The 12,321-nt window shown below is 44.3% G+C and carries 13 protein-coding genes; all 13 read right to left on the bottom strand.

The window, feature by feature from the left end; translation table 11 throughout:
- Window position 1: 1 nt before the first annotated feature.
- Window positions 2-790 (bottom strand): nickel transporter permease, encoded by a 789-nt coding sequence (gene nikC, locus EIZ58_RS01680; protein WP_240688966.1) that lies wholly within the window; start codon window positions 788-790, stop codon window positions 2-4.
- A 77-nt stretch (window positions 791-867) separates the two neighbouring features.
- On the bottom strand, window positions 868-1,812 hold the full coding sequence (nikB, locus tag EIZ58_RS01675) for a nickel ABC transporter permease (RefSeq protein WP_240688912.1): 945 nt from the start codon (window positions 1,810-1,812) through the stop codon (window positions 868-870).
- 2 nt (window positions 1,813-1,814) lie between these two features.
- The gene (nikA, locus tag EIZ58_RS01670; protein WP_134698787.1) at window positions 1,815-3,377 is read right to left on the bottom strand and encodes a nickel ABC transporter substrate-binding protein; all 1,563 of its coding nucleotides are present in this window, start codon (window positions 3,375-3,377) and stop codon (window positions 1,815-1,817) included.
- A 227-nt stretch (window positions 3,378-3,604) separates the two neighbouring features.
- Window positions 3,605-4,480 carry a TIGR03943 family putative permease subunit gene (locus EIZ58_RS01665; RefSeq protein WP_167577434.1) on the bottom strand — a complete coding sequence of 292 codons (876 nt, stop codon included), beginning with the start codon at window positions 4,478-4,480 and terminating at the stop codon, window positions 3,605-3,607.
- A gap of 208 nt (window positions 4,481-4,688) precedes the next feature.
- Entirely contained in the window at window positions 4,689-5,702 is a 1,014-nt protein-coding gene (locus EIZ58_RS01660) for a permease (protein WP_134698785.1), read from the bottom strand.
- A 126-nt stretch (window positions 5,703-5,828) separates the two neighbouring features.
- Complete coding sequence (locus tag EIZ58_RS01655; RefSeq protein WP_134698784.1) at window positions 5,829-6,785, bottom strand: CobW family GTP-binding protein; 957 nt, start codon at window positions 6,783-6,785, stop codon at window positions 5,829-5,831.
- A 241-nt stretch (window positions 6,786-7,026) separates the two neighbouring features.
- Window positions 7,027-7,464: a MarR family winged helix-turn-helix transcriptional regulator gene (locus EIZ58_RS01650; RefSeq protein ID WP_134698783.1), complete on the bottom strand. Its 438-nt coding sequence runs from the start codon at window positions 7,462-7,464 to the stop codon at window positions 7,027-7,029.
- Between the two features lie 53 nt (window positions 7,465-7,517).
- Complete coding sequence (locus EIZ58_RS01645) at window positions 7,518-7,847, bottom strand: DUF1904 family protein (RefSeq protein WP_134698782.1); 330 nt, start codon at window positions 7,845-7,847, stop codon at window positions 7,518-7,520.
- 158 nt (window positions 7,848-8,005) lie between these two features.
- Complete coding sequence (locus EIZ58_RS01640) at window positions 8,006-8,854, bottom strand: metal ABC transporter permease (protein WP_134698781.1); 849 nt, start codon at window positions 8,852-8,854, stop codon at window positions 8,006-8,008.
- Entirely contained in the window at window positions 8,851-9,612 is a 762-nt protein-coding gene (locus EIZ58_RS01635; protein ID WP_134698780.1) for a metal ABC transporter ATP-binding protein, read from the bottom strand. Before EIZ58_RS01635 ends, EIZ58_RS01640 begins: the two co-directional genes overlap by 4 nt.
- A 28-nt stretch (window positions 9,613-9,640) precedes the next feature.
- Entirely contained in the window at window positions 9,641-10,549 is a 909-nt protein-coding gene (locus EIZ58_RS01630; RefSeq protein WP_240688911.1) for a metal ABC transporter substrate-binding protein, read from the bottom strand.
- A gap of 227 nt (window positions 10,550-10,776) precedes the next feature.
- Window positions 10,777-12,135 (bottom strand): magnesium transporter, encoded by a 1,359-nt coding sequence (gene mgtE / locus EIZ58_RS01625; RefSeq protein ID WP_134698778.1) that lies wholly within the window; start codon window positions 12,133-12,135, stop codon window positions 10,777-10,779.
- 4 nt (window positions 12,136-12,139) lie between these two features.
- Window positions 12,140-12,265: a hypothetical protein gene (locus EIZ58_RS34740; RefSeq protein ID WP_255438117.1), complete on the bottom strand. Its 126-nt coding sequence runs from the start codon at window positions 12,263-12,265 to the stop codon at window positions 12,140-12,142.
- Window positions 12,266-12,321: the final 56 nt, after the last annotated feature.

Genomic DNA, 12,321 nt, shown 5'->3' with positions numbered 1-12,321 from the left:
CTTATCTGCTTCGTACATCCAAATAATCGCGCAACCCATCGCCAATCAAGTTACAAGAAATGACAACAAGCATAATCGCTACTCCCGGATAAATCATCAGCTCAGGAATGGTTTGAAAGTAAGGACGCCCATCGTTTAACATGGCTCCCCATTCCGGTGTCGGCGGCTGTGCACCTAACCCTAGATAGGATAAAGAAGAAATGATGAGAATAATCTTTCCGATATCTAATGCTGCTAGAATCACGACAGGTGAGAGGACTTGCGGAAGCAAATGCCGCCAGAGAATCTTCCACGTTCCGGTACCAGCCACGGTTGCTGCTAATACATACTCTTTTTCCCGTTCCGATAAGACAATGCCACGTACCATTCTCGCATAGCCAATCCACTTAATCATTACAATGGAAACGATCATATTCGTAAGGCTCGGACCCAGGAAGCCGGAAACAGCAATCACCCAAATAAACTCCGGTAATGCAGCTAGCCCATCTACGAACCGCATAAGGGCGGCATCCAACCGACCGCCAACGTACCCGGAGATTAATCCCAAAGGAATCCCAATGATGACGACAGTTAGAATAACAAGAAAAGAGACTCCTAAAGTAATTTGCGCACCGGCCATCAACCTGGAAAATATGCATCTTCCCATATGATCGGTCCCTAACGGATACTGCCAGCTTGGTGATTGAAGCCTTTCGGACATGACGACGGTTAAGGGATCATTAGGGACAATAAAGGGACCGATGAATGTCAGGAGGAGAATCACGGACATCAGGACAATTCCGATTCCCATGGTCCGGAATTGAAGCAAGACTTTCCAATGATTGCGACGAGCACGAACGGAGTAACTACGATTCACTGCTTCCAGGTTCATGATAGATCCCCCTTGCCTTGACGGATTCGAGGGTCAAGCCAGCCGTAGCTTAGATCAACTAATAAATTGATCAAGACCACGCAAACGCCCGTGAACAGAACATAGCCTTGAATTACAGGATAGTCCCTCTGAAAAATGGCCTGAACCCCCATACTGCCTAGACCGGGTAAGGAAAATAAAGTTTCCACAACAACCGTACCCGCGAGCAGACTTCCAATACTCATGCCAAAAACACTAACCACTGGCATCAGCGCAGCGCGAAATGCGTGTTTGAGCATCACTCGCCACTCGGCGATTCCTCTTGCTCTTGCTGCCCGTATATATTCTTGAGATAAGCTATCCAACAACCCTGCACGAAGCAATCGGGCGTACACCGCCGCCATGGCCAAGCCTAGAGTTAAAGAAGGCAACACCATATGATTCCAGCTTCCTTTTCCCATGGAAGGCAACCATTGAAGCTTGAATGCAAAAGCGTAAATAAGCAACAGACCCATCCAAAAGCTAGGAATGGATGCCCCTATAAGAGCGAGCAATCGACTGACATGGTCAGGCCAGCGTCCTGGATACTTTGCAGCCAAAAATCCCAGCGGCAACGATATCATGATCATGACTATGAGTCCTCCAACCGTTAGCTCCATCGTGGTGGGGAGCCTCGCTATCAATTCATCCAAGACGGGCTTCCCCTTGATATAGGAAATCCCTAGATCCAGCTGCAGCAAGTTCATCATCCATTGACCATATTGCACGAGAATAGGTAAATCGAAGCCGAGCTCCTTGCGGAGCGCAGCTTCATTATCTTGCGTTACAACCAACTCATCAGCCCCCAACAGGAGCAGGACCGGATCGCCCGGAGCAAGCTTCATAAGCGTAAAGGTTAATATAGATAACAGAAACAAAACGAATACGAGCTGAACCAGACGGGCCTTGATCAAGTGTAACACGATTATTTCACATCCATTTTATGAGTTACCATATAATACTCTTCTGCACCCGGGGACCAGTCGACAATTCGTTCATTCATCCCCACGATAATGTTCGGATAGACAGCATAGGAATGAGGAACTTCTTCTTTGATTATCCCAACAGCCTCTTGCGTCAGCTGTAATCGCTCTTGTAACTCAACTGTTCCGTTAAGCTTTTCCACCAATGAATTTAAACTTGCAATATTAACATCAGCAGCATTAAGAGATCCGCCAGGCAGAAACGCAGAATTCAAGAAAAATCCTCCATCTCCTCGAGGAGCACTAAGGACACTATACGTAGCCAAGTCCCAATCTTTATTTTCACGCAAATACGTATCTATGTTTTCTACGGTTTTGATATCAATCGTGACCCCAGCCTTTGATGCGTCAGATTGCAACAATTGAGCCATCAGAGGAAGTTCTGGTCTTCCTTGGTAGGTCAATAACTCTAGCTTTAGTGGCTGCCCATCTTTTGCTAGCAATCCATTAGCGCCCGCTTCGAATCCGGCTTCTTCCAGCAGTTTCTTTGCGCCCTCAATATCTAAGGAAGTAGCGGGCTCCTTGCTTCCAAAAGGAAGAGCTGTGTTAAAAGGACCATTCGCCGGTGTTGCGTTTCCTAGCATAATATCATTGGCAATACTTTCTCGGTTGAGAAGCAGATCCATCGCCTTTCTCACCCTTACATCTTGAATCCACGGCTTCTGTTGATTGTATAACAGAAAATGAACGCGTAAGCCCGCCAAGGACTCAACACGGAGATCGTTAACCTTTTGGATCACATCAATGGTTTCAGCTGGAACCTGATAGACGATATCCGCTTCTCTTGATTGAAGAGCCAGTGCTCTAACATTTGCATCCTCATTAAACTTGAAGGTGAGCTCATTTAATTTCGGTTGCCCGTCCCAATACTCGTCATAACGTTCTACAACAACCTCAATATCAGGAGTAAACTGCTTTACTTTGAAAGGACCTGTTCCCACAGGAGCTGTGTTAAATTTCTCGCTTCCCATCGTTGCTTCCGCCTCGGCATTGACAATAGCCGCTTGCGGATTGACTAGATCCGAAGGTAAAGCAGGATTCGGCTCACTTGTGACGATGGTCAATTCTTGGCCATTCGCCTCCATGGAAGCGATCTTCAAGGCTCCCACGTTCTTAGGGTTGACCGCTAGCGCACGTTCAAACGAGGCCTTAACCGCTGCCGCATCTAAGCTTTTTCCATCGTGAAAAGTGACTCCTTCACGAATCGTAAACACCCAAGTGTGCTCATCTTTCGATTCCCATTTCGTGGCCAGCCATGGTTTAAGCTCAAGGTTTTCCATACGGACCAAGGTCTCGACCACCCCTGCTCGAAGAGGAACCGCACCGTTGTGCGGATCCATGCTGCCTGTCTTGAAGTTATAAATCATCGTTACTTTCTTGACGTCTTCCTTTTGACTTGCCGTAGCTTCGGTCTTTTCTGCTGCTCCTTGATCTTGTGCTCCACACCCTGTTAACAAAAGGGCTGCACTCAGCATAAGGGGACCAAAAAATTTAAAAGATCTCATTTATAAACCGCCTCTCAGTAAAGTGAAAATTATGTAAATCGTAGTAAGTCCTTTGTTTTAGTACAGAAGAGCAACGTAGGAAATTGTCGATTATGGGCTGTTATTTAAGTTTTCATCTCCTGTCACACTCTTCTTACCACACATTTATATTGTAATGATTACGATTTGTATTGTACAATGCTTCCAATATGCTGTCAATATAGAAAAAAGCACCCTTCTCAGGATGCTTACGGATAAACATACGGATCCTCCGGCCGTTCAACGGTTTTCCAGCTCTCTACTTTAATCCTAGGCATTTCAAAATCACCATAGGTCGCTATATCTAGTACCCCTTTGACCTCAATCCAAGCATCTTGAGGCAAAATGGCAGCATCCTCCATCTGAGCTAAAAAACCAATAACACTCGCATCTGCTATACAATGCGTAATCAAGAACCTGGCCAGCACGAGTTCATCTTCTTTCATTTGTTCTTCCTTATACACAAAACCTGTCAATTCAATTGGTTTGCCAATCAATTGATCGGGATGTAAAAATATTGCATCGGCATAGGGGGCAAACGTTTTGCCCTCTAGCCTAATCGTAGGCATATCTAATACCTCTTTCAATGCCTGCTCATATAGATCATTGCCGTAGGTATTTACAGCATTCGAAGAATCAAGGGTTAACGGTTCAAAGTGACCTTCTGAAGATGTGTTTTTAGGTGCAGAGGTAGGAGGTGGAGCCGGAATGCTTACGAGGACCCCCTTTTTTTGCGCGATCGCTGCATCTAACGTTTTCGCAGGGAGCAAAAAGCCTGTCGCTAACGGAACTAGAATGATCAGGTAGCTAACGGTCGTCTTCAGACTCCATCGTGGGGTAAAGCCATGATCATGGTCGCAGCCGTCATGACACTCATGCTCTTGTGCAGATCCTTCTGAGAACCAAAGATTCTTGATCTGGATAAAAAATAAAAGTAAGAAAATAAGAGAGGCAATCTTACTCAAGCCTGCGTACTTCATGTTGATATATTTACCCATTTCTCCTGTATGGTGCAGCATAAACAAGAAGCTAGAAAAGCCTAGTAAAATAAATGCCCGAAGGACTTGTTGCGAAAATGGTAGCATGATTCCACACCTTCCTCCTTTCATAGCAAAAGGACATAGAGTACGTTATTTGTTTGAAAAACACTGATTTAATGTTCTTATCGAACATAGGGTTCCTTATTTACCCATTGCGCCCCAAAACTAGCAAGATGTTAACGGAATAACGGAACCAATGTCCACTCCTTTGCCAAATTATCACCCATTTAACGAACGGTATGTCCGATCCATGTTACTCCCAAGGTTGAATCAACATTATGGCTCCAAAGACTACTATCGTAATTAGCACGCATAATACCAAAACAAACCTTGTTCTGAACACGGCAAGCATCATGATTGTGTTTTTCAAATCCAGCATAGGCCCATACACCAAGAAGCCGAGAAGGGCTGAAGGTGTAAATAGATTCCGAAATGAAGCCGCAATAAAAGCATCTGCTTCAGAACACAACGAAAGCAAAAAGGCTAGCCCCATCATGATGAGCGTAGACAGAACCAATCCCTCCCCAAGCTTCATCAACCAAACCGAGGACACATAGGTCTGGACAAAGGCGGCTAAAAACGCTCCTAGAATGAGATACTTACTCATGTCAAAAAACTCATCAATGGAGTGTCTTAACATCTGTTCCACTCGCTCTGAAAAGGGAAGCTTGACTCCACAGGATGGAGAGGACTCGGTTGGGAAAGACTTCTTCAATTGGTTTCCCCTAAACATCAAACTGATGATCAAGGCCACCACAATAGCTACGCCAAAACCTAGCAACATCCGAAGGCCTGCCATATTCGCGTCATTTCCAAAAGCCATATAAGTAGAAAGAATGACGATTGGGTTAATGATTGGACCAGTTAAAAGAAACCCGACTCCTGCATAGACAGGAACCCCTTTGGCAATCAGTCTCCTGACAATAGGAACAATTCCGCATTCACATGCGGGAAAAAAACCACCTAGCACACAGCTCATCAAAACCGCCATCAAACGATTCTTCGGCATCCATCGGCGGATATGATCCTCCGTTACAAAGATTTGAATCATCCCTGCGATGAGGACTCCTATTAATACAAAAGGCATGGCTTCAATTAATATACTTAAGAAAATGGTATTCATGCTGAGTAAAGAAGACGGTATTACCGAGTGGCTTTCGTCAGCGTTGCCCAAAAGATTACCTCCGGACAATAACATGAACATGACAGCTGCAAGCAGTACAACACCAGTAAGTTCTACGAATAGAGAGCGAATCGTCCCAATCATTTATATTCCTCCACCAGTTTGATCCCATATACCCTTCACTATATGCGGACAAGTCCGGTATCTTGACTAAAAATAGGAATTATTCTGGTTAGAAAAAAAAAAGAGACCTAGGATAGGCCTCTAAGTTTAATATTTATACTTATCAATAGAAGACAAAGACTGCAGCTCTCTCAATTCTTCTTCCATCCGTTTATGATCCAGTTCTTCCCCGATGATAACGAGCATAGGTTGAATCGGCCTCTCTGGACGAAGAGGCGTCAGCATGATTTCCCCATATGCGAACTGAAACAAGTATAATTCCGCCGAGTCTGAGACCTGGACAAATCCTTTCCCTCGATAAATCGGGCCAGGAAGCTTCTTGATCCACTTCTCAAAGCGCATCCGATCCAACGGACCCTCCAGCTTCTGCGAAAAGGTTCGCAGGTGAAGATGATGATGAGCATGGGTTGGCGTGTGCGGATCCCGTTCCTCGAAGATATGCACACCCTTTAAGAGAGAGGGATCGATCTGAGAAAAAGAAGTTTCAAAGATTCGAGCCTTTGAGTTCCATTCCCTCACCTCTACCTTAAGAGGCTCTAGAGCATCTGGCTCTATTTTATCGATCTTATTTAGCAGGACCACATCCGCGTACTTTACTTGCTCTTCAATTAACTTTCTCACTTTTGGTTTTAACTGATTTCGTTCTTCCCATTGCTTGGCATCCACAACAGATACCACAGCATGAATGTTGGTGCGATAAGCTAGCGAAGGATGCGTACAAGCATCTACGATCTCTATCGGGTGGGCTGCTCCCGTAGCCTCGATATAAATGACATCGAGCTCATACTCTGAGAGCATCTGGGCAAGCTGAAGCGAAAGCTCCCCTTGAATGCTGCAGCAGATACATCCGTTTAACAGCTCTTTTAAAGGGGTACCCTCCGGGACAAAGGAGGAGTCAATGCTGATTTCCCCTAATTCATTCATAATCACGCCTACTTTTTTCCCAGATGCATGGTCCCCTTCCAGCAGCCTTGCTAATAAAGTACTCTTTCCGCTCCCTAAGAATCCACTTAAAATGGTTAACTCTACTTTTGAATGGTTCATAGCTCTACTGCGTGACCCCCAGTCAAAATTGCTAATGCTTTATTGTAACATAGAAAAACCAGAAATGTTCTCTCCTCATTAGAGGTAGCATTTCTGGTTGGTTTAAAGCTACTAACTATACTGGAGTTGTTTCCTCCCGCTTTTTCCTCCTTATAAAAAAGAAAAGGAGCGGAATGGTGAGAAATAATGGCACAGTGAAAAGGTAAAGGAATCTGCAATGGCCCGAGCGTAAGCTTTCTTTTCATGCTTTCTCCTCAACCTTCTTCTCTAGTATCTTTGTAAGTAATTCTAGCGACTGAATAATTTGATCCATTTCTTCCTCAGTCAGACCTTCGAATAAGCTGGCATAATAACTTTCTTGAAAAACGGGAGCCTTTCTTTTGATTTCTTCCACTTTTTCTGTTTTCTGGATCCAAACGACTCGACGATCATCTTTATCTCGTATTCGTTTAACCAGATTTTCTCTTTCGAGGCGGTCAATGATGCCCGAAACCGTACTATAGGATAGACTGATAGACTTACTGATGTCTCCAATCGTTTTAGGCCCGTCTGAAATTCTTCGTAAAACGAGCAACTGAGGAAGAGTGATCCCGTACTCGGATAACTCATTCGCAATGGCCAGTCCGAATGATTTGTTCAACTTTTTTAACAGTTCCCGCAAAATAGTAGCTTTGCTCACGCCAATCCCCTTTCCCATTACGTAGAATCACAAGATATTTCTTATGCGAAATATTAGCGAATGACATATCCACACAGTGACTTTCCGTTCTTATAATATAATTGCGGTGACAAAATGACGTAGAAGATATGAGTATCCTCATAACCACCACTTTCTAAAATTTCATGAAGCACAGCCGCTATGCGATCATGTTTGTCCTGACCCCTTTGAAACATAAGGATTTCAAGAGAGCGTGGACTATCGGTCAAGCGCTTGGTCAGATGAAGCTCTACCTTTACTCTATCTTCATCAACTTCTGCTGTTATAGCAAAATCTCGAGTAATCCTTGGAATTAATGGAGTTAGATCCTCTTCCGTAAAACCGTTAAAGCGAAGGAAAGGCACTTCTATCTTCCTTTCTATAAGGGTACCCAGCCAATACTGGATCCAGTTTTGAATATAGTTGTCGGAACAATGTTTTCTGTACGAAATAATAGCACAAAAATAGGGGAATGAAAAGTCAAGAAAAGGCCGTTTCTAAAAACGACCTTCCTACCCAAATCTCACGTCCTTAACCACCTAGTAAATACACCCTGCTTAGGAGAAAACCAAAAAGCCAGCATAAATAAGACAGATGCTGCCAATACAATCGAGGCTCCCGTAGCGACATCATAGATAAAGGAAAAATAAACGCCAACAATCGCGGAAATCGCTCCGAATAAAGCCGATAATCCGATCATGACAGGAAGGCGATCCGTGAGCAAATACGCCGTTGACCCCGGAGTGATTAGCATCGCGACGACCAATATGATTCCAACAGATTTTAAAGAAGCTACCGTTACGAGAGATAAGACAAGCATCAGGACGTAATGAATTAATTTGGTCGGGAGACCAATCGCTGTAGCCATCACCGGGTCAAATGTACTGAGCAGAAGCTGCTTGTAAAACACAAAAATACCGACCAACACCACAACGCCAATTCCGATGGTCATCCATAAGTCGGTTGTAGAGACAGCCAGAACATTCCCAAATAGGATATTCCATAAATCCACCCCCGTCCCTCGGCGCAGTGTAATCAATACAATGCCCAGTGCAAAAGCTGCGGTAAACATAATTCCAATGGATGAGTCGTGCTTAATCCTGCTATTTTGCGAAACATAACCAATAGCCAAAGCCGTGAGAACCCCCGTAATCACAGCCCCCACAAAGAAACTGGCTCCAACCATATAGGCGATGACCACCCCTGGCAGAACCGCATGAGAGATAGCATCTCCCATCAGCGCCATTCCTCTCAAGATGATAAAACAACCGACAACACCACAAATGATTCCTACAAGAACCCCTGCGAGCATGGCATTCTGCAGATATTGATACTTACTTATGGCATCGATAAAAGAAAGTAGATTACTCATGTCCCTACCATCACCATTCCTTCTTCTCTCGAGAAAATGGCTGCCTTTCCTTGATAGGCTTCCTGCAAATTTTCAATGTTAAACACACAAGCGGCAGGCCCTGATGCCACTAACCTGCGATTGAGCAAGAGTATGCTGTCAAAATAAGATTCTGCCTTACTCAGATCGTGGTGAACGACAAACAGAGTACTTCCACCGTTCCTCAACCTCCGCAAGATATCAATAATAATTTGCTCGGAAGTAACGTCAATCCCGACAAAAGGCTCATCGAGGATGATCAGATCTGCTTCCTGTGCCAACGCTCGAGCAAGAAACACACGCTGCTGCTGACCTCCGGACAATTCTCCAATTTGCCTCTTGCTAAAATCCATCATCCCTACTTGCTCCAAGCACTGCGCTGCAACTTCTCGGTCTTTTTTACCTGGACGACTCCACCATTTCAAGTGAGGAAATCTCCCCATTACTACGACATCTTCCACTAATACTGGAAAATCCAAATCCACTTGATTCCGTTGTGGAACATAGGCCATGCGCTTTCGGACTTGAGGAACAGGTTGGCCAAACACTTGAATCGACCCATGATCAACGGGTAGCAGTCCCAAAACAGCCTTCATAAGCGTGGACTTCCCGGCTCCATTAGGGCCAATTACACCCATCAACTGTCCAGCTGAAATAGAAAACGTGATATTTTCAAGTACTCGATTCCCATAGTAAGAAACCGATAAATCCTTGACCTCTACTTTCGCTACTTCACTCATAATAGCCTCCTCTTCCTATGACTCTTAGCTATTGTCCCAACCCTTTGATAAACACTCCCACGTTATGCTTAATCATATCGATGTACGTTTCCGCTCCGCTGCCCTTTGGTCCCACTGCGTCAGTAAATACTTCTCCAACGATGGGTACTCCCGTTTCCTTTGAGACAGTTTCCATATACCTACGGTCTACGGTAGTCTCAACAAACAAGGCTGGTACTCCTCTTTCCTTGACTAGTTCAGCTAAACGAGCAAATTGCTGAGGCGTCCCTTCCTGATGTGAGTTTATCTCCCAAATCCCCTCCGTCTGGACCCCATAATCCTGGCCGAAGTACTTAAAGGCATTCTCACTTAGGGCGATTACCCGATGCTGTTCTGGGATGGTTTGAATCTGCTCTTCAATCCATTGATCGAGTGCTTTTAATTCGGCGATATATGCCTGTGCGTTAGCCTGGTAGATTTTCTTGCCTTCTGGGTCTTTCTTGGCCAGTTCTTTGGTTACATTCTCTACGTACGTGATGACATGTTTCGGACTGAGCCATGCATGAGGGTCTTCTTTCCCATCATTTAATACAATAGGCTGAATGCCCTCCGATACCGCCACGATTTCCGTATCCGATACATTAGACATGATTTTCTCTAACCAGCCTTCGAGTTCAAACCCATTGACAAAAAACACATCGGCATCACTCACCTTTTTAAAGTTACTAGGGATCGGCTCATAATCATGAGGGTCTTCACCAATCGGCACAATATACTCAACACTACCGCGCTCCCCAACAACTTGGGAGATAATGTCCCCTAAAACCGAGAAGCTGGTCGCGACCGTAATGCCTTCCGAAGCTTCCACCCACTCAGATTCTTGGCTATTCCCTTGAGCCACTTGTTTCGCCCCACATCCTGCCAAAAAAATACTTAGAATTAATAAAAAACGAATCAACGGTATGCCCCTCCTTCTTTCCTTCAACTTATTTTTTTGCACACGCGCAACATCAAGGTCAAAAAAAATTCTTTTGTGTACACACATGACTTTTAGTTTAAGTAAATAGTTTTTACCAAACGCAACATTTGCTTTTTATTATAATCTTAAAATGCATAATTGTCTAGAACAACATTATAAAAAAACCAAGCTTGAGAAACGCCTAGACATCCTCTGCTTGGTTATTTCTACATTAATCTTGTTATAAAAGCCGTCGCAATTCCAAAATAAATCAATAAGGATAATACATCATTTAAGGTTGTAATAAGAGGGCCTGAGGCTACTGCAGGATCGACCTTTAAACGGAAAAGAATGAGGGGAATGATCGTCCCTGCTAAGGTTCCAATAATAAGCGTAACCACCAGCGTGCTTCCCACAACTAATCCAAGCACTGCATTTCCTTGCCAGACTAAGGCAATAAGCGAGATCAGAACCCCGCACGTGACTCCAATCATAATGCCCACCGTCAGTTCTCTCAGGATGAGCCGATAGACCACTCTTCGATTGATTTCCCTTGTAATCAAGCCTCTAACCACGACGGCCAGCGATTGAGTACCTGTATTTCCCGTCATACCAGCGATCATTGGCATAAAAAAGGCTAAGGCTACTACTTTTTCTAGCGTCTCCTCAAAGGTGCTAATAATGGTTCCAGCCACTAAACCAAGAAACAATAGCAAGATCAGCCAGGGTAAACGACGATAAGCAGCTACCGTTGCCTTGGTATCAAAGTCAATATTTTTCCCTGATGCCGACAACTTTTCAATATCTTCAGTAGCTTCCTGGACCACAACATCAATGATGTCATCCACAGTGACAATTCCAACCAAGACGTTATCCTGATCCACAACAGGAACAGCCAAGAAATCATAACGCTGGATGATTCGGGCGGCCTGCTCTTGATCGGTATCCACGGTCACGGAGATGACGCGTTCAAACATGATGTTATTAATGAGATCATCAGATTCAGCAAGAATCAGATCCCGGTAGGAAACCACCCCAATTAGCTTTTTCTCATCATCGATGACGTATAAATAATTGATCGTCTCCGCGATTTCCGCAAATCCCTTTAATTTTTCCACCACGTCGCGCACCGAATAGTGATGTGGAATCCAGACAAAGCGGTTAGTCATCAAACGGCCCGCCGTCTCGGGGGCGTACTTCATCAGATTTTGCACGGCCTGTGATTCTTCTTGTTTCATTCCTGATAAAAAAGCCTGTTTTCGTTCAGGAGATAACTCTTCCAGGAGAATGACCAGATCATCATTGTCCATCTCATCCATGACCTCTGATGATTTTTCAACCCCTAATTTATTCAGCACGCTATGCTGCTGATCTCGATCTAGCTCTTCAATCATGTTGGCTAGCTGTACCGTATCTAGATAAGACAAGAAGCGCTGATGATGCTTCTCGGGAAGAGTCTCGTAGATCTGAGCCATGTCATAGGGATGTAGTTCATCCAAAAGGGTCTGCAACTCGGATTTTCTTGCTTCCTTTAAGAATTTAATGACCTGTATGGTAATTTCAGTTTGAGTTAGATTTTTCGCCATCTTTTCACCTTCTCTCTTGCTTCGTCTGTTTATTCCATCCATGGGATGAATCGAAAGGACGTCCTTTCTTATTTTTGCTTATATAGAGAATACTAACCATCGGGCAGCCCCCTCCCGGATCTTCGTCCATTTCTATCACCCCCTTAAAGTCATAATAAAAAGCATCTTCACGAATGAAGATGCTTC

Source organism: Ammoniphilus sp. YIM 78166, from assembly GCF_004522215.1.
Taxonomy (GTDB): domain Bacteria; phylum Bacillota; class Bacilli; order Aneurinibacillales; family RAOX-1; genus YIM-78166.
This window is presented reverse-complemented; position numbering and strand designations above follow the sequence as displayed.